The sequence below is a fragment of the Bacteroides sp. AF29-11 genome, assembly GCF_003602895.1.
Taxonomy (GTDB): domain Bacteria; phylum Bacteroidota; class Bacteroidia; order Bacteroidales; family Bacteroidaceae; genus Bacteroides; species Bacteroides uniformis.
In genome coordinates, this window is the sequence record NZ_QTLY01000004.1 from 232,241 (window position 1) to 257,935 (window position 25,695).

The window sequence follows — 25,695 nt, forward strand, 5'->3', positions numbered from 1 at the left end:
GATGGCAGAAAACTTATAAAGGGAAGCCCTCCGTCCGAAACTTCAAAGTTTCGGACGGAGGGTTTCCTGTTCTTTCCTTATGCTTGCTATATCTTGTGCCTTATTCGTACAGCGATTTGGCTATACCCATTTCCAGTCCACGAAGCTCTGCCAGTCCGCGCAGACGGCCGATACAGGAATAGCCGGGATTGGTTTTCTTCTTCAAGTCGTCTACCATCTGGTGTCCGTGGTCGGGTCGCATCGGGATAGAGACACCACGGCGTTGTTGCAGTTCAAGGAAGGCTTTCATCACGTGATACATGTCCACGTCTCCTTCCAGGTGGTTGGCTTCGTAGAAATTGCCTTCGGCGTCGCGTTGTGTACTGCGCAGATGGACAAAGTTGATGCGGTCGGCAAATTGCTGCATGATGGCTGCACAATCGTTGGCGCTGCTTACACCGAGCGAACCGGTGCAGAGGCAAAGACCGTTGCTCTTGTTGGGAACAGCGTCAATCAGTGCCTGGAAATCGGCAGCACAGCTCATGATGCGTGGCAGGCCGAGGATGGAGCACGGTGGGTCGTCCGGATGGATAACGAGCATGACACCTGCTTCGTCGGCTACCGGAGTGATTTCTTGCAGGAAATAGATCAGGTTGGCACGCAGGCGTTCCGGAGTGATGCCCTTGTAGCGGTCCAGTTCCTGTTGGAACTGTTCCAGGGTGAAGCTTTCTTCTGAGCCGGGAAGTCCGGCAATCATGTTGCGTACAAGCAGTTGTTTGTCTGCCTCTGTCATCTGTTCGAAGCGGGCACGGGCTTTGGCCTTTTCTTCATCGGTGTATTCGCCTTCTGCACCGGGACGACGTAGCAGGAAGAGGTCGAAGGCGATGAAAGCGGCACGTTCAAAGCGGAGGGCACGACTGCCGTCGGGTAGTTCGTAGGCGAGGTCGGTACGTGTCCAGTCCAGTACGGGCATAAAGTTGTAGGTGACAATGTGAATGCCGCATTTGCCCAGGTTACGCAAGCTCTCTTTATAGTTGTCGATATACTTCTGGAAGTCTCCGGTTTGGGTCTTGATATGTTCGTGTACGGGTACACTTTCTACTACAGACCAGCGCAGACCGACGGCTTCAATCATTTCTTTCCGTTTCTTGATTTCCTCTACTGTCCATATTTCCCCGTTTGGAATATGATGCAAGGCGTTTACAATGCCGGTAGCCCCGGCTTGTTTGATGTCCCAAAGGCTTACCGGGTCGTTGGGACCGTACCAGCGCCAGGTTTGTTCACAAAGAATCATGTTATTTATTGTTTGATGATTTGCAATTTACTATTTACATGGCGAATGCGTTGAACCCTCCGTCCACTACAGCCACCGTACCGGTGACAAAGCTGGAAGCATCGCTGATGAGGTATTGGATGGTTCCGCAAAGCTCTTCTGCACGGCCCATACGTCCGAAGGGAGTTTGGCGAATCACATCTTGCCCACGTTCCGTGTAGCTTCCATCCGGGTTCGTCAGCAGGGCACGGTTCTGCTCTGTGAGGAAAAATCCGGGTGCGATGGCATTTACACGAATACCTTCACCAAACTTCTTGGCAACTTCCGTAGCCATGAAGGCTGTAAAATTGGAGATACCGGCTTTTGCGGCAGCATATCCGGCTACACGCGTCATGGGGCGGAAAGCAGCCATGCTGGAGAAGTTGACAATAGCGCCTGTCTTCTGCTCCACCATCGGTTTGAGGAAAACTTGTGTAGGCAGTACGGTACCGGTCAGGTTTAATTCCAGCACCCGTTGGAACTCTTCTATCTTCAAATCGAAGAAAGTGCCCGTGGGCGCGATGGTGGCACCCGGCATATTTCCGCCGGCTGCATTCAGCAGGGCATCTATGCGGCCATAGGCTTTCAGTATATCTGCCAGGTTCTGTTCCAGTATCTCCCGGTTCATCACGTCTGTAGTAAGGAACAAGGCCTCTCCGCCATTTGTCTTTATTTCGTTGACGATGGCGTTTCCTACCTCTGCTTTGCGACCTAAGATTACTACTTTCGCTCCTTCTTCCGCCAGATGAAGAGCGATAGCTTTCCCTAATACTCCTGTTCCGCCGGTTATTACTACTACTTTGTCTTTGATGTTGAATAAGTTCTTCATAATGTTATGTATTAGTTTATAAAATGAATCTTTTTCGCAAAGTTAGGGATTAAATCATTTTCAGTGCTTAAATAGAGTGCTAAAATACTTATCTTACTGGCCGGAAACGGAAATTAGTGCGGTTTTTAAGATTCGTTTGCTATCAGATGCACTCACCACGACGGGTGCGTGCTGCTTGTTTACGCGGATACTTGCCCGCCCGTTAGCAGCTTGTATGCGGCGTGAGCCTTGCGCGGTGCCTTGGTTGCGGAGCAACGCTTCACTGTCCGTGCAGCCGAATTCTATGAACTGGCAGGCATCCAGGCAGCGTATGCCGTTTTCGTCTATCAGTTCAGCCTGCACAAGTATGGTTTCCGCATCCTGGGCGGTCTGCGTCAGAAGTATTCTTGACGGTTTGCCCCAGGTTCGGGTTTGATACTCCTGCTGAGTTTCATCGTCGAGGCGCAGCTTGCCGTCATAGCCCGTGGCGGTAATCTTGTTGTTTCCTTCTCGTAATGGCACATTCCAGCGCAGCCCTGCTGCCGGAAAGTCCTGGCTGTTGCGCTTCTTCCGTCCTTGCGACACACCGTTGACAAACAGCTCCACTTCGGGGCAGTTGGAATAGACCAGAATTTCCTTGGGCTCGCCCGGCTTACCCCAGCGCACCGGCCAGGAGTGTCCATAGATGTGCAGCATCGGTTTGCTGCTCCAATAGGATTGAAAGACGTAATAGCTCTCTTTCGGGGTGCCGTCGCGTTGCACCACCCCCTTCTGATTGACGTAAGGGATGGGATTGTCCGGGCGCAGCGGAGTGGAGAAGTCCTTGAAAGTCCAGAAGAGGCTCCCCGTAAGCCGGGGCATGGTCTCTTGTTCTTTCAGGTGCCAGTCGAAGAGGCGGATGATATAACTTTCGCTCCAGTCGCCGTTGCGGTCTGCGGCTTCGATGTCGAAGTTATCTATTCCTTTTCTGCCCGTCTCCTTGTTCACTTCCATATGGCGCCCGGCATGGCTGTCGCCTCCCCATTCGGCATGGAGGAAACGGGTGGTGGCGTTTATTCCGGCCGTCTCCATCTCGCGGTAGTTGCGGAAGCGGCGGCCATACCAGCCCGCCCAGATGGTGGGGGAGTAAACGTCCACAATGTCTTTGCAGAACTCGCAGCGGCGAATGGCTGTGGAGCGCGTCGGGTCGAGGCGATGGGCAAGGTCGTGCAGCTCGCCCATAAAGGCGCGTATGCTGTCTTTTTCGAACGTTTGGAAATCGCCCGGCCAGTCGTTCTCATTGCCCAGCCCCCACAGGATGACGGAAGGATGGTTGCGATGTTGCTCAATCATATTGGTGAGCATCCGGCGCGCCTGGTTCTTGTAGCTCTCTCCGCCCAGACCGCCGCGGCACCAGGGTATTTCTTCCCAGACGAGAAGTCCCAGCTCGTCGCAGAGCCGCAGAATGATGCCGGACTGCTGATAGTGCCCCAGGCGGATAAAGTTGGCACCCATCTCTTTTATTTGTTGCATTTCGGTGCGCATCATCTCTTCGGTCAAGGCAGCGCCTACTCCGGCATGGTCTTCATGGCGGTGGGTGCCGCGCAGCAGCAGCCGTTCGCCGTTCAGGTAGAAAGGCCCTTTCTCTTCGAAGCGGAAATGGCGGAAGCCGAAGTGCTGGGTGGTGCGCAGGGTATCTCCGTTGTCGATAAGTTCTGCCACGCAGGTGTAGAGAGCGGGAGAGTGGGGGCTCCACAGCTGCGGGCGTTTCAGGGAGATCTGGTACGAGGATATTTCCGTAAGCTCGGATGATATGGAATTAACCTCCTTGCCTTCGGGTGAGAAGACGCGGAGAGAGAACTCTTTTGCCTTCTTCTCCTTGCCGGATAGTCCGCCGAAAGCAATGTCTATCGAGATACTGCCTTGCTTCCCTTTCTCATCGGTTGTTGCTTCTATCCGTATCTGCTCAAAATGGACGGCAGGCGTATAGACGAGGTTGACATATCGGTAGAGTCCGCCGTAGAGGTTGAAGTCGGACATATCGGAAGGAATAAGCTCCGTGTCGCGGCTGTTGTCGCAGCGAATGGCAATAGGAATCTTTCCGCCGAAACGCTCCCGGCAGAGCGGCGTGCGACGGAATGCTTCCACGGCTTCGGTGATGTCTGCCTTCCACTCGTCGTAACCACCCACGTGCGAAGCGATTCGGGTGGTATAGACATATACCTCTGTCTTCTGTCCCGCGCCTTCAAACTCCAGGCAGGTACGTCCGTTGGTATAGGGATTCTCTATGTTGAGCATGGTGCGATACCAGCCGGGGCCTTGATAATAGTTCACATCAGGGTCAACGGCGTCTTCCGCATTGAAGCAGTGGGGCAGGGTGACTTTCAGCCAGAGGGGAACGGTTTCGGGCTTTCCTGCTCCGGTGATAGGGCGCATCACTTCCCAAATGCTTCCCATATCCTGGCGGATAAACTCCCAATGCTCCGTAAGACGTTGCTTGCGGTCGGTAGGAATCAGTGCGTGTGCCTGCAACAACAGGCTGCTGAACAATAGACTAAGTAGGATTCGGGGTGCTTTCATGGTATGTTATAAAAATGATACATATATACGTCCTGCGGGGTATATATATAAAAGTTGTTAGGTATTAAGGACAAAGTTCTGAGGTATAGGGAGAAAAGTTCTTTTCTCTTAAGACAATTCTCTGTTCGCAGCTTGCGGATAAACATTCGCAGTGCGCGGATAAGCGTTCGCAAGCCCCGGATACATATCCGCAACTTGCGAATAAACTTTATTTCATGTCCAGCGCCTCTTTCCTTGCCAACGCTTCCAGATAGAAGTAATCGGCATAGTTCAGCGGCACATCTATTTCGCTTCCTCCCGGATGATGTCCCGTGGAATGCAGCAGCAGGAAGCCGTAGTGAGTGCCCGGTTCTGCCCGGTAATGCTTGTTGAGGCTATCGACAATCTTGTCGGCAACGGCGCGATACTGTTTACCCTTCTCCGGAGCTACGTAGGTGCAGAGTTCATATAAACCCGAAGCGATGAGTGCGGCGGCAGAAGCATCGCGTGGTACGTCGGGGTTGATGTTATCGGGGGTGCAGTCCTTAATGACATCCATCTTCATATCCCAGTAGGGCACGCCGTCTGCCGGCATGTTGGGCAGGTTGAGGAAGAAGTCGGCAATGCCTTCCGATTGTTTCAGATAGGCGGGGTCTTTGGTGAAGCGGTAACACATGGCAAAGCCGTACATCCCCCAGGCTTGTCCGCGGCTCCAGAAGGAGTCGTCCGAGTTTCCCTGGTGTGTACACTTCAGGCGGACTTCACCTGTTTCCGGATGGTAGTCCACTACGTGATAAGAGGAGTAGTCCGGACGGAAATGATTCTTCAGTGTAGTGTTGGCATGGTTCACGGCGACATTCCAGTAAATGGAATCGCCCGTCAACTGCGTGGCGCGGAACAGCATTTCTAGGTTCATCATATTGTCGATGATGACCGGATATTTCCATCGGTCGCGATTGTGGTCCCATGAGCGGATGCTTTTCACCTTCGGGCTGTAGCGGGTAATCAAAGTCTTGGCACTTTGCAGCACCACATCCTTGTAAGAGCGTTCACCCGTCAGTTCATACGCCTTTCCAAAGCTGTCGTACATCATAAAGCCGAGGTCGTGCGTGCCCTTGTGCCACTTGGCTTCTTCAATAGGCCAGGTCCACGAGATGGCAGCCCGGCGCCAGTAATCATCATGCGTATAGGCATATACCTGCCACAACGAGCCGGGGAAGAAACCCGAGCACCAATCGTGGGGATGTATCATAGCCAGCGAACCGTCTTTATGGATGCTGCGCGGCATGACGCGACGCCGGGCAGCATTCTTCTCCTCTTTCTTTGCTTTGTCGGCGCACTGCATGGCAAATTCCAGTTGTTTGCAGGCAAAGGCATAGGCGTTATCCACTTCGGAGGGTTGCACATAGAGCAAGTTGAAGCGGTCTTTCCACTGAATGACTCTGTGGGCTTTGGATAGTCTCAGATAGTCTTTGCGTGCAGGGTTGAGCAAGCCGGCACGGTATAGGTCTTTACAGAATTCCTGTTGTTTGTAGTCCCATTCGCTAATCTGTTGGTAAGGCCATTCCTCTGTACCCTTTCCTGCATATTGCGCCAGGAAATCCATTGCCCGGTAGAAGTTGCGTCCGTCGGGAGAGGTGGCGTTATCAATCCTGATTCCTATTTTCTCTGCCATGCAGAAGATGTCGAGTAGATGGGTCAGATTGTATTGGGAATAACCGAAGGCAAGCGTGCGGCGCAATTCATGCGGCTGCCGTCCGTCCGGTTCTATCTGGGTGAAGATGCGCTTGGCAGGAACGGCGTTGATAACTTCCCGGGCTACTTTAAGGTTGCCGGTGTAGAGGGCAATGGCTATCACCTGCGCATCGTAGGCCGTACTGTGGTTGTTGGCCTGGCGGGATTCTTCTTGTCCCTGCGGGCTGGTCAATATCCAGTTCAGCAACTTGCCGAACCATGCTTGCAGCTGCTTGGAATCTTTGGCCGTAAAAGACTTCGATTGCTCCAACAACTTCACGGCATCCAGCATCTCTACAAAGGAGTAACTATCCAGCACGCCGTAGCAACGGCCTTTGCCGCCGTTGTGTCCGGGTATCATCTGCGCATACTCCAGGTTGGGATTCATGCGTGTATCCTTGTCGAAGAACCATACGCGGATAAGCTCCGTTGCCTTTTGGGCATACTTCTCTTCTCCGCTGAAGTACCAGGCCAATGCCAGCGTGGTGACGCGGCTGGCGGTTGCTCCCAGGCGGTTGCGGTCGAGCTTGTTCAATTCGGGGTTCGATTCGCCGTCGCGGCTCACGTAAGGCAGTCCGTCGGGCTTTGTGGGGTCCGGCCAATAATAGCGGGCCTGGCTCATGTAGTCGTGCTTGTTGCCACTGGCAGGCACCTTCTCTTTCATCATCACGGAAAGAGGCTGTACATCCAATAGTTTATCGGCCTCCGCTTGCAATGCTTGGTAGGCGGTTGCGTAGAAAGGTTCATGGATGGACTGTTTTACGTTGGCAAGGTGCGTGGCATCCCAGATGGATTGTGCTTGTGTGCAAGGCGCCAGAAGCAATAAAGCAAGCACCCATTGTACTACTTTTAGTTTCATGGTTTTCTATTTTATTGATTAATAAATGTTTCTGAGTTTAATACCGTTCAGGAAGCAAGTACCGCTTGTTGAATGGAAGCGTATATCGATGTATTCTTTGTCATTCGTAATGTAGTACTTCTTTCGCAAAGCACGGAAGTACCCGCTTTCTTTGCAGGGAGAGAGGCTCTCTTCCACCACTTCCCCGTTTATGGAAATGCCGAATGTGTTTTCCCGGTTCTCTTGTTGCCCGTTCCGGTCCAGTTGGTAGGCAATGCCCGCATTCCGGCGGAAGATATCGGTAAAGAGAAGCTCTATTTCATATACACCTTGGGGAGCATCGAAGCGATAACCTTCTATCTCATTCCGGAGGGTTTGGAACAAGGGGTCGTCTGCCGTGTTTTGGATTTCGGTTTGTGCAGTTCCCTCCTTACCGCCGATGTATCCCCAACTGCCTGCGGCATAAGGCTGGTCGGGTAGCCAGGTCAGTTGGCTTTCGTCCGAGGTGAAGAAGCATTGGCTTCCTACATTAACGGCCAGTTCCAACCCTTTCAGGTTGTTTGCATCCAGGCATGCCGGTATGGGAGTGAAGTTTATTCTTAGCCCGTCTTGCACTGTCTTTCCTTGATAGTTTCCTTGTGCGAATAGGAAAGGATTTCTGTTAGAAAATGGAACTTCGAAGGTGCCCGTGTAGTTCTCTGTTTTCTGCTTTCCCAATGAAATACCGTCGATAAACAGCTCTACTTCAGAAAGGTTGGTGTATATCTTGACCGGCAGATATACGGGAGCATTGCCTTGCTGCACGCCGGCACGGTCTGTCCAGTCGCGGCTGGCAATATGCAGCACCGGAATGTCCTTGCGCCAAGCTGCCTGATAGTAGTGATATACATCTTTCGGGGTACGGTCGGCATAAACCAACCCTTTATTGTTGATGCGTGGCATGGATTCGTCTCGCAGGGCAGAAGAGAAGTCGATAAAGTTCCAGTGCGTGCCGCCGCAGATATAAGGTGTATCTTCCAATACCGGCAAATAGTGTTCGAGGTACTTCTGCTGGTATTCGATGCTGAAGTCAAAAGCACGCGGATGCAGCGAATGTAATCGCTTGTCCGAACCTGCACCATATTCGCTTACAATCATCGGGTGAGTGGGATGGTTTTGGTGTTGTTGTGCCAGGAACTTCTCAAAGCCCGTGAGGTCACCCCCATACCATCCCTGGTATAAGTTCCAGCCTACAATATCGGTGATTTTGCTTAATCCGGTTTCGTTGTAGCTGTTGCTGCCGTGGAATGCCATGGTGCTTATGCGGGTGCTATCTTCTTCTTTCAGTACCCGTTCCAGCCTGTTGGCCAGTGCCAGTGTGCGTTCCAGTACCGGCTTCAGTTCCGCTTCGGTTTTGTACTTCCGTTGGGTTACGAGCAATATTTCGTTCATATATCCCCAGGTGATGATAGAAGGGTGGTTGTAGTGCTGGCGAATCATTTCCCGCAAGTTTCGTTCGCAGTTATCTCCATAACCCGGCGTATCGGGCACAATGTCTATAATGGGAATCTCTTCCCATGCCAGCATACCCAGCTTGTCGCACATCTCCAGCAGGGCATCGTCTTGCGGATAGTGGGAGATACGGATAAAATTGGCCCCCATCTCTTTCATCAGCAGGAAGTCTCTCCGGTGCATCTCGTCTGTCAGCGCGGGACCTATGGGTTTCTGGTCTTGATGGCGACAGATGCCGCGCAGTTTATAGGGCTTTCCGTTGAGGAAGAAACCCTCATCTCCGTCGAACCGGAACCAGCGGAAAGCGGTGTAATGATTGCTTTGGTCCAGCAAGGTTTTGGTCTTACGGTTGCGCAGGGTTGTTTCTACGTGGTAGAGGCGGGGCGTTTCAGGAGTCCACAATTCAGGTTTCAACACCGGGGTTGTCTCGTTGCTGAAAGCGTAGGTTTCTCCGGCTTTTAGCTGTATATTCTTCTTGAGTGTTTGTAGCAGGGTACCATCCGGGCGGTAGATGGTGTGCGTCAGTTCCAACGTCGCTTTTTCCGGTGCATCGTTCTTTACTTCACCGCGTATGGAGAGGGTTGCCTGCTCCTCGGAAACCTGCGGGGTGCTGATGAACAGACCGTCCGAGCCGTGGTTCGTTAGGTTGAAGTGCTGGTTGGGAACCGCCGTAAGCCAAACATCCCGGTAGATGCCGCCAAAGAAAGTGAAGTCTCCGGAGATGGGAGCAATATCCTGGCGGGCATTATCCACGCATACGGCCAGCGTGTTGGGTGTGTCGAAAGAGAGGAACGGCGTGATGTTGAATGAACAGGCGGTATATCCTCCGGCATGCTCACCTACGTTTTTGCCATTGATATAGATAGTGGCTGATTTGCCGGCAGCATCCAGTCTCAGGATAATCTGTTTCTCCTTCCAGCCCTGCGGCAAGGTCAGTTGCCGGCGATACCAGCCCGTGCCGCGGTAGTAATCCTTTTCGGTATAAGCATCGGTATTCCAGGTATGGGGCAGATGGATGGATGTCCATTTGCTGTCGTCAAAGGCACTGTCGGCTGCTGCGGTGCATTCTCCTTTGAGGAACTTCCAGCTGTCGTTGATGGTTTGGGTTTGGCGTTGGGCGTGGACAGGGGGCAGGACAAATAAGGATATAATAACGGCAGCCATCCAATGGCAGGCCTTTTGCGGGAGTGTATTTTTCTCTCTTTCCATGGTGATATGTTATAAATGATATTACTGCCAAAACTACTAAAAAAGAGACGGATGTAAAAAAAACAAGTAGTTATCCGCCTCTTTAACTTAAACCTGAATCGCAACCTTAGTTACAAACTTAAAAATCTAACCTATGAAAATATCACTTTGTCATGATTTATAATCCTAATCTCTTATTATGATAATCCTATTGTTAAAGCTCTATTTGATAGAGCGAAGAAAGAGCTGTGATATAGAGCTTGTTTCCTGATATCAGTAGAGACGTGGGACGTTCCGGCACCTCTAACGTACCTATGGATTCACCTGACGGGGAGAATATGGAAATGTCTCCGTTGGCTACATATACGTTGCCTTTAGAGTCCGTAACTACGCTCCGGTCGCCTCCGTCGGCAAATATGCGACAGTTTTGCAAGAAGCCTTGGGCATCTACATCCGCATGGATTACGCGTTGGTGATATTCATCCAATGTATAGACTGTTTTGCCCGGTACTGCCTTAACCAGAGATGAACAACGGAATAAATCTTCGTAATTCGGAATGATGGTTACACCGTCGGGAGCAACAAAACATTGTTCCGGCTTTCTTCCGTTGTAATACTCGCTTTGAGTGATGGTTCTATTACCCGGATAATAAATTTGTTGCGGTGCAGCAAATTGCTTCATATCCACTAACGGTAAAACTTGGAAACTTTCATCCGGATTATCGGGACGTATTGCGTAAAGCTTAGGAACATAATTGAAGCCCCACAGCCCTCCCGAACCTTTCCAGCCGAATAGAGGACGGTTGCCGTTACGGGTATCGTCATTATTATAGCCGGGTTGGGAGATGTATTTGGTAACGACAATCAAGTTGTCTTGTGTATCGCATGCCAGTGCTACTGCGTTCCAGGGGAAATCGGCAATAGAAGTTACCTGCCCGCTTCGGGCATCCAATTTATAGATGCGGCGCATGCGATGCTCGCAGAAATATATATTTCCCCGGCTGTCTTGTGCCAGTCCGTCAATGAACTCAAATCCGGTGACTACAAGTTCGGCTTTTCCTTTTTCCTGGCTCAATGGGTATTTACGGCTTTCCTTGCCGGTCAATGAAAGGCGTGCCAGTTCCCAACGGCGTGCTTCCCGGTGGGTATTGACATCGTAAAGGCTGGCATTGGAAGTGAACTTTACGCGGGCATGTGCATAGTTGTGAACATTCAGAAACTCAATATCCTTGCAATTCCAGGTGCGTATAGCCGACGGATAGGATTTCAACATGCGCGATACGCGATAGGAATAGAAATTGGCAAAAGTCAGGTTCTTGCAGTCTATCAGGTCCAAAGGTTGCGTATCGATGCCTTCTGCTTCCACTTCAAACTGGAAGTCGTAGATTTTCCAGTTGGCAACATTGCGGAAGATGGCTTCATTGCGTAAATGATGCTCTAAAGACATTCCGTAAATACGTCCCGGGGTATCTGTATGACTGATGTACAGTCCTGCCGAACTATATTCGTTGGCTGTCCATATATCCCGGAATGAGCCTCCTCCTCCGTTTGTAATCCATAGGCTCCAATGCTGGTTGTCCCAAGCACGGGTAATGAGGTCGTGAGTTTCCGGAGTGATGGACATAGGTTTCTCCAAAGGGTTGGCAGCACTTTGTCCGTTGTGGAAGAAACGGGCTTTATCGTGCCCGCTGAATTTGACATCATACATATAAGAGCCTTCGCCTGCCATCCATTTGCAATTGACAGCCCGGTAATTGTAGGCATCGGCATTCAGGAAGATACCGCATACGATGTTCTTTCCACCTTGGGGAGTAGTCAACTGTGCTTGCGGGGCACCGAAGCCGCTGAATGCGGGATTGCCGCCCAAGCTTAATAGGATAGTAGTGCCGGGGTGCAGGCCTATCAGATTCGTGTTTTGTTTCAGAGTCAACGGCTCTTTTACAACGTACCATCCTTGGGGAATATAGATATTGGCATACTTTTGTACTGCTTCCTGGAAAATGTGTGTATCATCACTGAAACCGTCTCCTTTGGCACCCAAGTTGCGGATGTTTATCCATTGTTCCGTAGCAGGAAGCATCGGGGTGTCACCGGTATCCAAAGGAGTAATGCTCTTAATAGGTTCTGTTTCTGTCCGGCGCACTATTTGAGGAGTGTCTTCCAGACTGTCGGCATTAAAACCGAAAGTGAAACGGGTTACCCGGTATGTTTTTTCTTTACCGGGTATTTGTTGGTTTGTAAAGCGCTCCAACGCAAACATAGGAACGTTTTTACATTGAATATTTCTAAGGTTGATTTGTGTTGCTGCATTTCCTGCATCTGTCAGAATAACCCCGGTGCGGTGTACATTCTCGAAAATGCAATCTTCCATAAATAGCCTGTCGGGAGCATTCTCTTTAATCTCTACGGCTACGGGTACATTCTTTGCCCGCATACGAACGATGGTCAATCCTCCTTCATTAGTAAGGATGGCACTCTTACGTTGTCCTTCAAAATAGGAGTTAAGTAGCATAATAGGCCATCCGGGAGCTGACTTGTCTGTGTCAATTCCATACTCTCCTCCGTAAATGGCTATATTCTCCAAATGGTTTCCGGCATCGACAATACCCGCACGGCCTTTTCCCACATGAATGGTTACATTGGAAATAGAGCAGTGCTGTGCAAAATGTGCGCGAATGGCAGAGGCATTGGGATTTCCGCCTTCAATGCGAATATCTACGTTCATCATTGAACTATAAAAAGTCCCTGCATTGGCATCGCCTATACGGCCTCCCGGGCGGTAGCCGCCGCCGATAAACCAAAAAAGGTATTTCCCTTTTGCAGTTTCCCGGGTAACTTCCTGAAAACCGGGTGCTTGCTTGGCAAGGACAAAAACCGGGCGTTTGCCACCATAACCAATGATACGAACACCTGAGGGGATGTAAATCGTCTTGTTGAGTTTATACACTCCTTCGGGGATAAAGAGGATACCGCAACCATTTTCTTTTTGTTTGGTTCGGTTCAATGCTTCTTGCAAGGCTTCGGAAACATCCATACGCCCGTCAGCCTTCACTTTAAAATTCTCGGGAGTGAAATATATAGCTGCCTCATCCACCGGTCGGTCGGTAAAGACCGACCGGGGATTTTGAGCAGATACTCCTACAGAGAGGATAATCATGAGCAGAAAAGTCAATGTTTTTATTCGCTTCATGTTGTGTAAGGGGTTAGATTACAAAGGATAACGTTTGATACTTACTGTCATCTTACCGCTACCGTCAACGCTGTTCACGTAGATGTATGCAGCCCATTTACCGTCGGCAGTCTTCATAAATGCACTATCGTCCTTTTTCAGGTTCAGTACATAGTTCATGGCTCCGCCTAAATCCAGCGTCTCGAAGTCTATATCGTCCACGTAAACAGCCGGATTGCTTCCTTTCAACTGGGCATCATGCACATTGGCACGTTGTTCCATGGGGGTGTTGTTGGTAGCACCCGAGGGGACAATACCACTGATGGCGATGAATTTCGGGTCCGTTGCAGGAGATACGAAAGAGTGTGCATAGTCAAAATCATTCAGTTTGGCCTGGTAGTTATAGATGAAATCAATCTTGCCGGACAAGTTCAGAGCGTTTACTTCCTCTTTGGTATAAGCCTTCATGTCTTCGATAGAGAAGTAGCAGGCACCTTCGTTCTCCAATTCGATAAGACGTTTCATGTCCATCTTGGAGATTTTGTAATTAGGGGTTTTGTAAGACACTCGGTCGCCTGTACTGGAAACGGCAGTAAAGGTAATGCTGAATGTTTTGCCTTTTGCATCTTCGGGCACTACGAAGTTATAGCGTAGTGTGGCGGCAATGAGGTCTGTCTGGGTGGTTCCAATGGCAATGGTCGGGTTGATGTAATGCGCATCGACTTTCTCCATCAGGTTGGCTGTAGAAATGCTACCGTCGGTAGATGCGTCTTTAACGGTTTGGATAGGCACATCTTCACCGGCACCATAATGTACACCGTTAACATCCATTCCGGTCTGTGCTGTGAACCAGGAGTGCAGCTCAAATCCCGTACCGGTTGCTCCGGTAATGGAGGCAACTGCTTCAGCCTTATTTATTCTTCCATTAGTGGCTCCCATGGCATAGGCAAACTCTATTTTTTCTCCGGCTATGGCAGGAGAAACCGTCTTCTTTATCATGTCATTTTTAATGGCAGATTCATCGTCATCGCTACATGCGAAGCAAGAGAGAGCGATGAAGGGCAGCATTGCATATTTCAATAGTTTCATAACAATATTCTGTTTCTTAGAAGTTTATACTGATTGATTATTCTCCTTGCAAAGTGATAGTGACCGTATAGGTCTTCTTCACTTGACGATTACCGGAAATTACAGTGTACTGGCGGGGTTGGCTGAAATCAGTCCACACTCCCATAGTCGGAGTTACGATACAATCTTTGGCAGTACCACATTCTGGCTTCAGTTTCTTGATGTTGGTACCAAATTTAGCTATCCCCGTAATGGTGTTGTTTTCGTCATCGATGGTAACACCGCTTATCAATACGTCCCTATCATCCGGTCCTCTCAATATGAGGGAAGAGATGTAACATTCTTCACTGTCAGTAACCAGCAAACCATTATCATCTACCGGATAATCATTGCATGATTGGGACAAAAGACATACTATGACAAGAGTCAATATTTTATATAGGTTTTTCATACGATTCTTTTTGTATTTAATGAACTTTATGGTAATTGCTTATCTCCACGGAGTATTCTGAGTCAGATTCGGGTTGCGGTTTCTTTCGTTTTCTGGAATCTGGTAGATATAATTCTTTTGGAAATTGAGTTCGGGTGCATTCTTGAATTCATCACGTATGCGTGTGCCATTTGTATCATACAAGGTTAAACCGTCACTGTTTGCCTCTCCCCATATGTCATGGATTTTTCTCCAGCGGCGAATATCGAATGGACGCATACCTTCAGTGGCCAGTTCCACAATACGTTCTTGCTCAATGGCATTGAAGAATGCTTCGGAATTGGCATACTTGTCGGGTGTTAAAGCCGGCAGGTTGCCACGGCTGCGAATCTTATTCAGCAAGGCTACACATTCGCTGGTAGGACCGGACGTTTCGTTGACAGCTTCGGCATACATCAGATACACATCGGCCAAACGCATCAGATAGAAATCCTGCGGACCATCTGTACGCTCCCAACCGGCTTCCTGGCGTATCCATTTACGGAAGATATAACCGGTTTGATTGCTGGCATCATTATTGATGAAACCGTTGGCCTCATTTCTTTCACCGAACATCCAGGTATATTCGTCACCCATTGTCAGGCCGTCCGTTGTAATTTTCTTGTAAGACTCACCATCCCACATGATGGTCGATTTCATACGCCAGTCACGATTCTCATAGCTGGCACGGTTACGCGCTCCATTAGGGAGTGCAGCATCTTTAGACAAGATAAGCTCATCACAGAAATCACCGGTGACAGTTGATTGATAACGGTTTGCCAAGCGGACAGTAGGCATAATCCAGCATTGTGCATTACCGGTGGTACGGGTACCGAAGTCGCGCAACAAACTTTCACCCTGGCCGAGAGAAGGACCGCCATAAGTAATGGAGAAGATGATTTCCGAACAATTTTCATTATAATATTGGAACAGCTCTCTATAGTTGGGTTTGTCTTCAGTGCCGGGATTACCATCACCAAAGATTGTCAGGCCATAATTGTTGATTACTTTGCTGAAGTCTGAAGCAGCGGCGGCATAATAGGTTTGGGCTACACTGCTGCTCGGCTCGAAGCCTTCCAGTTCGGGCCATCCGTTCTTGTTCCAGCAAGCATAGTACAATTCTATTTTTGCTTTAAAGCCCAGTGCGGCAACTTGCGTGGCACGTCCGTACTTATCACCATAGCTTGCGGGAAGCTTTTCGGATGCATTCTGTAAATCGGTGATTAGTTCAGGAATGATGGTAGCAATAGGGGTGCGTACCAATGAGCATGCTTCATCATTGCCGCTGAGTACGTGGCGATAGTAAGGAACATCACCCCAGTTTTGAACCAAACGGAAATAGGCCAATGCACGCAGGAAGTAATTCTCGGCATTGATAGCCTCCAAAGATGCTTTGGTTGCGGCATTCTGTTCTGCTTGAATCATTTGCTCTACATACTGAATGGTGTAGTTGGCACGGTTGATAACCCGGTATGCATTGTTCCACATACTGGAAAATCCGCTGCCCGGCGTTCCGGGTCCCCATGAAGAAATATCACCGATACTCTTACCGCGAGTATTTTGGAATTCGCCATGCCCGTCGTAGTAGTAATCAGTTGCAAACAAAGTCCGCACTGCGTTGTAAACACCGTAGGTAGAGGACAAGGCATCATCTGTACTTGTCCAAAAGAGGTCCGAAGATACTTCTGTTGTAGCAGGACGGTTCAGCAGGTCATCTATACAAGAAGATGTTAAACCGACCAGTCCGGCTAATGCTATATACTTAATATATTTCATATTCTTTCTTATTTGTTGAGTTATCAGAATTCTATATTCAAACCGATTGAGTAGGTTTTAACCAATGGGTATAGGTCGTTTCCATGAGGCTTTTCAGGGTCGATACCTTTCCAGGGAGTTAAAGTAAAGAGGTTCTCACCGGATAAGTAGATACGTGCACGGTTGAAACCGATTCTCTGCATATAACGTTCGGGAACGGTATAACCAACCTGTAAGTTCTTCAAACGGAAATAGTTGGTATTATAAGCCCAGTATGTACTTTCTTCACGGTTCTTGTTACCGCCGCTACCATTCAGCAGACGGGGTAGGGAGGCACCACGATTGTCTAACGACCAAGAATCACTCCAATGGAACTGTTGGAATGCATAACGGTTATCCGGTATCTTGGTATTGTTCAAATCATCCAACCATACATCAGAACGTCCGTAGTTACCCTGGAACAAAGCCTGGATATCAAAACCCTGGTAGGCTCCGGTCAAAGTAATACCGAATTGTCCCATCGGGGTATCGCGGTATTTGTCGGTGTATGCTTTCTTATCAAGGTCACTGATTTTACCGTCACCATTCAAGTCTTTGAGGATAATGTCACCCGGTGCGTTGTAGGCATCTCCTTGATAGGGTGCATTGTAGAGTTGATTCCAGCTTTGCACCAAACCCGGATAAGCTTCATACATATAGAGGAAGTGGTAAGGCATGTCGAGCATAATCCACCCACGGTTCAGATAGTCACCCCATTTCTCCAGCTTATTTACGTTATAAGAAGCGTTTACATTGACGCTGTATTCGAATTTGCGAATACTGGACTGCCAGTTCAGATTCACTTCAATACCGCGGTTACGCAGGTCGGCCACATTGATATTCGGTGCCGAATAACCGGTTAATAACGAAGATATGCTGGAACCACGAATCATACCGGTGGTGAAACGGTCGTACCAGTCGAGTTCCGCAGTCAGTCGGTTGTTGAAGAATCCTAAGTCCAAACCTATATTGATGACACGGGTTTCTTCCCAGGAAAGGTCTTGGTTAATCATCTTATTGGCACTGAATCCGGTTGCAAGACCGTTGTTTCCAACAATATAATTGGTAGTTCCCATTGTTTCTTTTTGTTCGTAACGTCCTACTCCGGAGTTATTACCCAGAGAACCGTAAGAAGCACGGAACTTGGCATTACTGATTGCTTTCTTCAACGGGGCGAAGAAGGCTTCTTCCGAAACACGCCAACCTACAGCAGCTGATGGGAAGAAACCCCATTGATGTCCTTTGGCAAAGCGGGAAGAACCGTCGGAACGGAAGTTGAATTCAAACAAGTATTTATCAAATAATGTATAGTTGACGCGCCCTATGAAAGAACGCAAACCTTCGGATTCGGATTTACCGTCGTTGGTCTGTACTTCCTTGGAAGCTGCATCCAGTTCTTCAAGGCTGTTGTGCAAACGGTTCTTACGTCCTGCACCCATGTTGCGTTGGAACCAGTATTCTTCGGCTGCATTGAACATGGCGGAAATATGATGCCCTTTGAAGATTTCCTTTTCATAAGTGATACGTCCTTGGAACAAAGTCTTATGACCTTCGTTATTGGAATTGCTGATGATATCACCTGTATCCGGCATGGTGCGGGCTATACTGTTGGTCTGGAAGTTCATCTGGTTCACCACATTCTGGATGCTTTTGCTGAACTGGTTATAATAGCGCAAAGCGTAACTGACGTTCAACTTCAAATCCTTAAGCGGTTCCCATTCCAAGTAAGCGTTTCCATTAAATTCTTTGCGGGAAGTATTTGTGCGATAAGCTTCGTATTCGGCAACAGCATTACCGGCAGAAGCAGATTCTCCATAAGCCATGGCACCGCCGTATTCACCTGTTTCAGGATGCTTGTTCAAAATACCGGAGATGACATATTTTAAACCTGCAGTTTCCAAACCTGCGCCGCGAGGTGTCTGGCGCTCTGACCAGCTACCATCTGTTCTGATACCTATTTTTACGTTATCACGAACCTTATAATCCACGTTCAAACGCATGTTATAACGGCTGTAGTCATTGTGGATTTGCAGACCTTCCTGGTCCATGATGCCGAGTGAAGTATAGAAATTTATCTTATCGTTGCCGCCGGAGGCTGAAACCGTATGGTTCATGATGGCACCGGTACGGAACATTTCGTCATATTGGTCGGTGTTCGGAAAAAGAATAGGATCTACCAAGCCCATGGCCATCCATTGCTCTACCGTACCCTGCTGGAAACTGGTCGATTTGTTACCTGTGGCAGCAGAGCGCATCTGCATGGTCAGTGCACGGCTATAGTCGGCTAAATAGTCGTAAAACTCTACGGGGCTTGATAAGGCATAAGAACCATTATAAGTCACTTTGGATTTGGCTTCTTTAGAACCGCCTTTGGTGGTAATCAAGATAACACCGTTGGCTGCACGCGAACCGTAAACGGCTGACGAAGCTGCATCTTTTAAGACTGAGATGCTTTCAATATCGTTCATATTAATACGATTGATATCTACATCCGGCATCCCGTCCACTACAATCAATGGGTCAGAATTGTTGATGGAACCCAAACCGCGTACTTTCAGCGAAGCACCGTCTCCACCTGCAAAACCGGTTGTTTGGCTCACTACCAATCCCGGCACCAAACCCGAGAGACTGGAAGATACGTTTGTGATGGAACGGCTGGCAATCTTTTCATCGACTTTTACTGCTGCAACAGAACCGGTCAGGTTTACTTTCTTCTGAGTTCCATAACCCACTACAACGACCTCATCCAGTGTTTGAGAGTCTTCCGAGAGGGTTACTACTACATTGGTTCTACCTTTCAAGGGTACTTCTTGAGTAATGTATCCGATGAAAGATACTACAAGAGTTGCATTAGATGAGGCTTCAATGTTAAAATGTCCGTCGATGTCTGTGATTGTGCCGCCGGTGCTGTCTTTTACTTTTATATTAGCACCGATAACCGCCTCTCCTGTGTTATCTTTTACTGTACCGGTAATTCTGGCATTTTGTGCCGTGACACTTCCGATACCAATAAAGAGTAATAGGAATACCAAAAAATGTTTCATATTAGACTTAATTTTGAATGAATAAATTAAAGGTTAATTTTCATGTGAAGATGATAACCTTCATCTTCTTTCTCTCTACAGAAAACAGTTGAGCTGCTTCCTATAAAGAAAGTGTATTCTCATAGGTGTTACTTCATAGGCGTCCTTTCTTTTTTAGAGTTATTAATGAGGTCTTGTTGTGAGCTATTTATATGCTTCGGTTAATTCTTTATACCATTTCTGCAAAACAAAGAATGCTTTCTTTTTCTGTCCTTTGTCAGAAACCAGTCCTTTACGGTTGAAGTCGTCCTGAATCTCGGGTACATGGCGGCGCGGTGAGCGGAAATCTTTCAATATCCACGGAGTAGTGCCGGCAAGTCCCGGAATACGTTTCAACATGTTCACGTGGCGGATATACAAATCTTCCTGATACTCCTCCGTGAAGCGTTCTTTGGGTGAGCCGTGGCGCCCGTACAAAGCACCGCCTCCGAGTTCACTGATGAATACCGGTTTCTGAGTATCGAATGTCCAGTTCACGCGGTCACATTTCTCAGAGTCGCCATCGTACCAGCCCACATACTCGTTGAAACTGATGATATCCAATAGCTCTCCCAACGGGTCGTTTACCGTCAGAACACCCGGCTGTACTTCTTCCTTCTCCATAGCTGCGCCAATTAGGCGGACGCTATCGAGGCTTCTTGCTTTGTTTGCCAGATTAGAGAGGAACGTGAGACGCGTCTCGCTGTGCGGAGTTTCGTTGGCAATAGACCAGATGATGATGTTGCAACGGTTCTTGTCGCGGGCAATCATGTCGCACAATTGTTGCTCCGCATTTTGGTAAGTATCCTTGTTCTCCCAGTGAATCGTCCAATACACGGGAATTTCGGACCATACAAGGAAGCCCATACGTTCGGCCTCGCGCACCATCTCTTCATTATGGGGATAATGGGCCAGGCGAACAAAGTTGCATCCCAGTTCCTTTGCCCAACTCAGCAATGTGTGGGCATGGTCTTTTGAGTAAGCACGACCACTGTAATAGGGAGTTTCTTCGTGGATGCTGATACCCCTGCAGAAGATTTCCTTGTCATTCAGCAATATCTTGATGCCCTCCGTGCGAATCGTGCGGAAACCTATCTCATCAGAAACCTTATCCGTTTCGGAAGCCAGGTTCACGGCATATAATTTCGGATTCTCCGGAGTCCAGAGTATAGGTTTGCTTTTTATTAGGAATGAAGCATACCCGTTGGCATCGGTCGTGACTTCTTTCTTTACTTTCAGTTCGGGAATATCCAGTGTTATCTTCTGTTCCTTGTCAGAACCTTCCAGTTGCACCCAGCCCTCAATCATGTTCTTGTCATCCTTTGCCAACTGTACGTAATAGTCGCGTATATAGGTTGCAGGCATTTCTATCAGAGTGACGGGACGGGTTATTCCACCGAAGTTCCACCAATCTGCATTGACCGTGGGCACAGCTTCGGGCAGGCGTTTGTTGTCCACCTTGACCACGAGGCTGTTCGTGCCTTCTTTCAGGAGGTTGGTAATTTCAAAGTTGAAAGGAGTAAACCCGCCGATGTGCCTTCCCAGACGTTTGCCGTTCAGCCACACGATAGCCTCGTAATTAACAGCTCCGAAGTTTAGGAAAAGGCGCTTGCCCGGCTGCAAGGAGTATTCAAAATGTTTGCGGTACCATACGGTTCCTTCATAATAATACAATTGCGGACGCTGTGTGTTCCAGTCTCCGGGAACAAACAGCAGTTTATCCGTTTCAAAGTCGTATTCCTGCAACTTGGTCTTGTCGGAATAAGTCTTGTCCTGGGCATAACCTCCGTCATAGGGTTTCAGACGGTAATCGTAGTAGCCGTTTTCAAAAGGATCTACAATTGTTTTCCACTGCCCGTCGAGGGATGTCGTCTGGCGTGCGCTGACATTCATTATCTGAGGTGCTTGCTGGGCGAAAGCCAATACCGGCATCAGCATCAAAAGAAAAGTCAGACTGTTCTTCAAGAGTGTTTTCATACTACTATATTTTGATTTAAAATTAAGAAGAACGATTTCCATGCATTCTTCTGTAGAGTGATGGCAAATATACAGGTATGAGGCATTCGTATTCCGAAGTCGGCTACATCATAATTACATCAAATGCCGGTTTTGACTACATCATTACTTTCTCACGAATGTTGTAAGGTGTTGGTTATAAGTACGTTTTCTTTCAAGTATGCTTCTTCTGAATAAATCTGTTAAAGATGATGTGGTGGAATACTACTTTAGAGTAAAGGAGTTATCTTTGCTTCATAAACGCAAATGTTGACCGCTATGAAAAGCAAGTCCTATTTTATACTTACCCTTTTGTTATTGCTGTCGGTGCAGTTGAATGCAGGATGGCAACGCCCGGTAACGAACTATACCCGCCATACTTATAAGGCAGGTAATCAAAACTGGATGTTACAGCAACACGATAACGGTTGGATGTATGTGGCCAATAGTAACGGTTTACTCGAATTTGACGGTGCAAGCTGGAATCTTTACCCTATACGTAATGCAAAGGCGCGGGCCATGAGAATAGGGAATGACGGACGGATTTATATCGGTGGAATCGGGCGGTTCGGTTATTTCACTCCAAACAGGCTGGGCGGATTGGACTATACATGCCTTTCGGATAATTTGCCCCCGAATTCAATAGTTGGCGTGATATGGAACATATTGCAGGATAAAGAGAGAATCTATTTCCAATCAGACCGTAGTTTGTTCTACTGGGAAAATAATAAGTTGGAATACTTGGAGTATCCGGGTGAGATTTATACTTCGGCCATTTTATATAATAAGTTCTATATCGGTGCGGCCGAGGGAGTTCTGGTGATGGATGGAAAGAAGTTCAGTTTGGTGCCGGGTTCGGAGATGCTGGGCAGGGTATCGGGACTATTACCCTATAGTGGCAAGATTCTGATAGCCACCCGTTACAACGGCCTTTTTATCTATGATGGCGAGACGGTGCAGAAGTTCAATAGTGTTGCAGATAGCTTTATGCAGCACAATCGTGTGTTTTGTGCTGCTCTTAACCAGTCTTTGCTGGCACTTGGCTCTGTGCAGGATGGGGTTTGTTTGCTTGATTTGGAAAAGGATGAAATGAATGTGATTTCCATTAATAGTGGATTGCAGAACAAAACAGTGCTCAGTATGTCTTTCGATGCGCTGAACAACCTTTGGTTGGGGCTGGATAATGGCATTGACTGTGTACATTTGAGTTCGCCCGTTTCTTCTCTATATGGTAATAAACCGGTCATTGGGTCCGGATATTCTTCTATCGTTTATCAGGGTAAGTTGTATCTGGCTTCCAATCAGGGCCTTTATACAACACTACCATCCACAGAACTGAACAAAGAGATACCGATGACTTTTGTTCCCGGAACCGGTGGACAGATGTGGTCTTTCCTAAACTATGACGGTAAGCTGTTCTGTGCTTCGGACAACGGTGTCTTTGTGATAGACGGCGATAAGATGGAGCATTTGGATGGTATAAAAGGTGTCAGGAGCCTTGTCCCTTTGAACGGTCACCCGGATGTGCTGATTGCGGGTACTTATGGTAAATATAGTGGGTTGCATTTACTGAAAAAAGTGGCCGGGCGTTGGCAGCCTGCTTTCCGGCTTAAGAATTTCACTTATGCTGCAAAAAGCCTAATGGCTGAAAGCTCGGGTAATGCGTTATGGGTGACAAATAAGGACAGAGGTGTCTGCCGCTTGATTCTGTCGGATGATTTGCAGGAAGTGGTAAGTTTGAAAAAGTATAACCATAGCGCTTTCCCTTCCGGTTATGATATATTTCTGACGCAGGTAAACAGTGAAACAGTTGCAGTGTCACATTACGGGTTATGGCGCTACAATCAAGCCACGGATAGTCTGGAAGAATATCATGAGTTGGAAAATATGTTGGACGGGAAAGCCGCTTACAGTTATCTCACCATGGATATGGCCCATAATATATGGTACGTTTCAGGTGAAGCTCTCAAGTTGTTGCGCTACGATGCTGTGAAGAATACCTATTCAAAATTGCCTCATGACACATTCTTGAAGGGCTCTTTGATAGAGAACTATGAGCATGTAAATGTATATGACGGGCAAGCTGTGGTGGGAACGGAAGAAGGTTTTTCCCTGGTACGCTTTTCATCGACGACTGTGGGTAAGGAAAAGCTATCTCTACAGATACGCCGTGTATATCTCACAGGACGACGCGACTCATTGATTTACGGGCGTAGCTATCATTACACAGATTCTCTTGTCACTATTCCCTATAAACACAACTCCCTCCGCATAGAGTATAATGTGAACAGTAACGATGCATCCCAATCGGCTCTTTTTTCCTATCGCTTGAGCGAGGGGAGCGAAAGGGGAGAATGGAGCGAGTACAGTGAGAATACTATTAAAGAATTTACGGGTCTGCATGAAGGTAAGTATGTGTTTAGCGTAAAATTGATGACCGATAAAGACCAGGAGTTGGTAATGACTTCGTTCTCATTTGAAATCTTGCCTCCTTGGTATCGCACCTGGTGGAGCTACCTGATATATGCAGTCGCTGTGGGTTTACTACTATATTATATAGCCTATCGCATAGCTGTCAGCCGGAAGCATCTGTTGATGCAAAAAGAGCTGGAGCTCTACAGGCAGAAACAAGAATTCAAGAAAGAGAGTGAATTGAAAGACCAGAAGATTGACTCACTGAAAGAGGAGAACTTGCAGGCGGAGTTAAGCCATAAATCAGAAGAACTAATCCGTACTACCTTGAATATTGTGCGCAAGAATGAGATGCTGATGGGTATCAAGAAAGAAGTATTAGGCATTTCCCATTCCATCAGTGAAGAAAACTTGGTTTCCCTCCGGCGTAAAACACTTCGGCTACTGGGACAGATTGAAACGAATATTGAGCACGATGACGACTTGCAGGCTTTCCAAAGCACCTTTGACTCTGTCTACCACGACTTCTTCAGAAAACTCGAAGAGGCATATCCCGAATTGAACAACAAGGATAAACTGCTCTGTGCATATATCAAGATGAACCTGCTCTCCAAAGAGATAGCTCCCTTGCTGAACATCTCTCTGCGCGGAGTGGAAATCAGCCGTTATCGCCTTCGGAAAAAGCTGGGCCTGGAAGAAGGGGAGAACCTGGCGGAGTTCTTGCAGAGGTTCAATAAGTGATGCGAAGCAGGGGTTGAATACTCCCCGAATCCCCTAAAGGGGAGGTGGATACTTCGTACCTCTGTGTTCAATCCCGCTACGAAATGAGCACAATGATATTTTGATAATTTGTTGTAATTTATCAAGGTTCTGACTGTGTTTTTGCAACTTCTTGATTATCAGCATTATTCTGGTGTGCTGCATTCACTATACGACTGAGCCCTATTCACTATACGACTGAATTAGGTTCAGTATGCTACTGTTTCTTGAATCTGTGTTGTTTGTAAATAATGCAGATTGCTATTCGGCTCTTTTCCCGGTTCATAACGGGGCAGAAATGAAGTAAATGATATACCGCAAGGCGCTTGTTGCCTTGTCAACTTGTCCCCTCGTGATACTAACATTTATCTCAAACCCGTTTAGAAATGAACTCCCTAATTCCCATAAGTAACCTACAACATCAACAAACTCTCCGGCCCCATATTGAACAGCAAATCTACAATGCTCAGGTTAGGCAGAAAGCCGTGCTTCTCCTGAAAGACCTGGTAATAGGGTTTGGGAGAGAACTCCGGGTCTTTCAGTCGGAAGTCTTTCTTCGGATGGATGCGTTCGCGGAAATCCGCTTCATTCGGAGTGAATTCAGTCCGGTATTCGGTGGTGCGTGCCATATCGGGCTGTATGTCTATCAGAGAACAGATAAGATGGCAAAGTTCTTCGTTGAAATCGACTAAAAACTCATACTTCTTTTCATAGAAAGGGCGGAAGTCGTCTTTATAATATTCAAAGAAAGGAGTGTGGTTGTAGGCAGATTCAAGCGCATTCCAGTGCAGATGCCGCCAGTTACCGTGGTCGGAGATACGGATATCGCGCATCGGGCATTTTAGGCTATCCGGCTTTACGGTAGGGATGGAAAGTGCCAACTCGCCGTCCGGTGCGGCAATGGTGCAGCGGTTGCGGTAAGTCTGCTTCATATAGTGGTCATGCTGTTCGATGAATACTTTATCGTATGCCAGCAATTTGGTATAATATTCTATGGGAGCCAAATAGGCGGAAGAAAGAAAAACTGTTTTCATCAGTATATTTACGATTAGATGATTTGCGATTTACGATTGAAGCTA

Annotated in this window: 13 protein-coding genes; 1 reads left to right on the forward strand and 12 read right to left on the reverse strand. The window is 47.9% G+C overall.

Annotated elements, in window-relative coordinates:
• Positions 1-100 precede the first annotated feature (100 nt).
• From uxuA to DWZ03_RS08615, 11 genes are all read right to left on the reverse strand, one after another.
• Positions 101-1,273, reverse strand: coding sequence for a mannonate dehydratase (gene uxuA / locus DWZ03_RS08565; RefSeq protein WP_057256585.1), 1,173 nt, complete (start codon positions 1,271-1,273; stop codon positions 101-103).
• Positions 1,274-1,307: 34 nt separating this feature from the next.
• The gene (locus DWZ03_RS08570; RefSeq protein ID WP_005833879.1) at positions 1,308-2,120 is read right to left on the reverse strand and encodes an SDR family oxidoreductase; all 813 of its coding nucleotides are present in this window, start codon (positions 2,118-2,120) and stop codon (positions 1,308-1,310) included.
• A gap of 93 nt (positions 2,121-2,213) precedes the next feature.
• On the reverse strand, positions 2,214-4,658 hold the full coding sequence (locus DWZ03_RS08575) for a glycoside hydrolase family 2 protein (RefSeq protein WP_120129621.1): 2,445 nt from the start codon (positions 4,656-4,658) through the stop codon (positions 2,214-2,216).
• A gap of 208 nt (positions 4,659-4,866) precedes the next feature.
• The gene (locus DWZ03_RS08580) at positions 4,867-7,230 is read right to left on the reverse strand and encodes an alginate lyase family protein (protein WP_005833875.1); all 2,364 of its coding nucleotides are present in this window, start codon (positions 7,228-7,230) and stop codon (positions 4,867-4,869) included.
• An 18-nt stretch (positions 7,231-7,248) separates the two neighbouring features.
• Positions 7,249-9,909 carry a glycoside hydrolase family 2 TIM barrel-domain containing protein gene (locus DWZ03_RS08585; RefSeq protein ID WP_120129624.1) on the reverse strand — a complete coding sequence of 887 codons (2,661 nt, stop codon included), beginning with the start codon at positions 9,907-9,909 and terminating at the stop codon, positions 7,249-7,251.
• 193 nt (positions 9,910-10,102) lie between these two features.
• A complete protein-coding gene (locus tag DWZ03_RS08590; protein WP_016272115.1) occupies positions 10,103-13,078 on the reverse strand; it encodes a glycosyl hydrolase family 28-related protein in 2,976 nt (991 codons plus the stop codon).
• An 18-nt stretch (positions 13,079-13,096) separates the two neighbouring features.
• Positions 13,097-14,146, reverse strand: a complete 1,050-nt coding sequence (locus tag DWZ03_RS08595; protein ID WP_120129627.1) for a DUF4466 family protein — start codon at positions 14,144-14,146, stop codon at positions 13,097-13,099.
• 37 nt (positions 14,147-14,183) lie between these two features.
• Entirely contained in the window at positions 14,184-14,576 is a 393-nt protein-coding gene (locus tag DWZ03_RS08600; protein ID WP_005833867.1) for a hypothetical protein, read from the reverse strand.
• A gap of 39 nt (positions 14,577-14,615) precedes the next feature.
• A complete protein-coding gene (locus tag DWZ03_RS08605; RefSeq protein ID WP_120129629.1) occupies positions 14,616-16,370 on the reverse strand; it encodes a RagB/SusD family nutrient uptake outer membrane protein in 1,755 nt (584 codons plus the stop codon).
• A gap of 23 nt (positions 16,371-16,393) precedes the next feature.
• Positions 16,394-19,432: a SusC/RagA family TonB-linked outer membrane protein gene (locus DWZ03_RS08610; protein ID WP_009037426.1), complete on the reverse strand. Its 3,039-nt coding sequence runs from the start codon at positions 19,430-19,432 to the stop codon at positions 16,394-16,396.
• 183 nt (positions 19,433-19,615) lie between these two features.
• A complete protein-coding gene (locus DWZ03_RS08615; RefSeq protein WP_016272112.1) occupies positions 19,616-21,427 on the reverse strand; it encodes a glycoside hydrolase family 2 protein in 1,812 nt (603 codons plus the stop codon).
• Between the two features lie 285 nt (positions 21,428-21,712).
• Between DWZ03_RS08615 and DWZ03_RS08620 the strand changes: the two genes are divergently transcribed.
• Complete coding sequence (locus DWZ03_RS08620) at positions 21,713-24,598, forward strand: hypothetical protein (RefSeq protein WP_016272111.1); 2,886 nt, start codon at positions 21,713-21,715, stop codon at positions 24,596-24,598.
• A gap of 431 nt (positions 24,599-25,029) precedes the next feature.
• Here DWZ03_RS08620 and DWZ03_RS08625 read toward each other — a convergent pair whose 3' ends face one another.
• Positions 25,030-25,650, reverse strand: a complete 621-nt coding sequence (locus DWZ03_RS08625; protein ID WP_005833857.1) for a WbqC family protein — start codon at positions 25,648-25,650, stop codon at positions 25,030-25,032.
• Between the last annotated feature and the right edge of the window lie 45 nt (positions 25,651-25,695).

What these genes read in the sequence shown, in the direction of transcription:
- DWZ03_RS08590 (WP_016272115.1), bottom strand. Translation starts at nt 13,078, where the DNA reads ATGAAGCGAATAAAAACATTGACTTTTCTGCTCATGATTATCCTCTCT.
- DWZ03_RS08620 (WP_016272111.1), top strand. Translation starts at nt 21,713, where the DNA reads ATGTTGACCGCTATGAAAAGCAAGTCCTATTTTATACTTACCCTTTTG.
- DWZ03_RS08610 (WP_009037426.1), bottom strand. Translation starts at nt 19,432, where the DNA reads ATGAAACATTTTTTGGTATTCCTATTACTCTTTATTGGTATCGGAAGT.
- DWZ03_RS08585 (WP_120129624.1), bottom strand. Translation starts at nt 9,909, where the DNA reads ATGGAAAGAGAGAAAAATACACTCCCGCAAAAGGCCTGCCATTGGATG.
- uxuA (WP_057256585.1), bottom strand. Translation starts at nt 1,273, where the DNA reads ATGATTCTTTGTGAACAAACCTGGCGCTGGTACGGTCCCAACGACCCG.
- DWZ03_RS08600 (WP_005833867.1), bottom strand. Translation starts at nt 14,576, where the DNA reads ATGAAAAACCTATATAAAATATTGACTCTTGTCATAGTATGTCTTTTG.
- DWZ03_RS08625 (WP_005833857.1), bottom strand. Translation starts at nt 25,650, where the DNA reads ATGAAAACAGTTTTTCTTTCTTCCGCCTATTTGGCTCCCATAGAATAT.
- DWZ03_RS08570 (WP_005833879.1), bottom strand. Translation starts at nt 2,120, where the DNA reads ATGAAGAACTTATTCAACATCAAAGACAAAGTAGTAGTAATAACCGGC.
- DWZ03_RS08605 (WP_120129629.1), bottom strand. Translation starts at nt 16,370, where the DNA reads ATGAAATATATTAAGTATATAGCATTAGCCGGACTGGTCGGTTTAACA.
- DWZ03_RS08580 (WP_005833875.1), bottom strand. Translation starts at nt 7,230, where the DNA reads ATGAAACTAAAAGTAGTACAATGGGTGCTTGCTTTATTGCTTCTGGCG.
- DWZ03_RS08575 (WP_120129621.1), bottom strand. Translation starts at nt 4,658, where the DNA reads ATGAAAGCACCCCGAATCCTACTTAGTCTATTGTTCAGCAGCCTGTTG.
- DWZ03_RS08595 (WP_120129627.1), bottom strand. Translation starts at nt 14,146, where the DNA reads ATGAAACTATTGAAATATGCAATGCTGCCCTTCATCGCTCTCTCTTGC.
- DWZ03_RS08615 (WP_016272112.1), bottom strand. Translation starts at nt 21,427, where the DNA reads ATGAAAACACTCTTGAAGAACAGTCTGACTTTTCTTTTGATGCTGATG.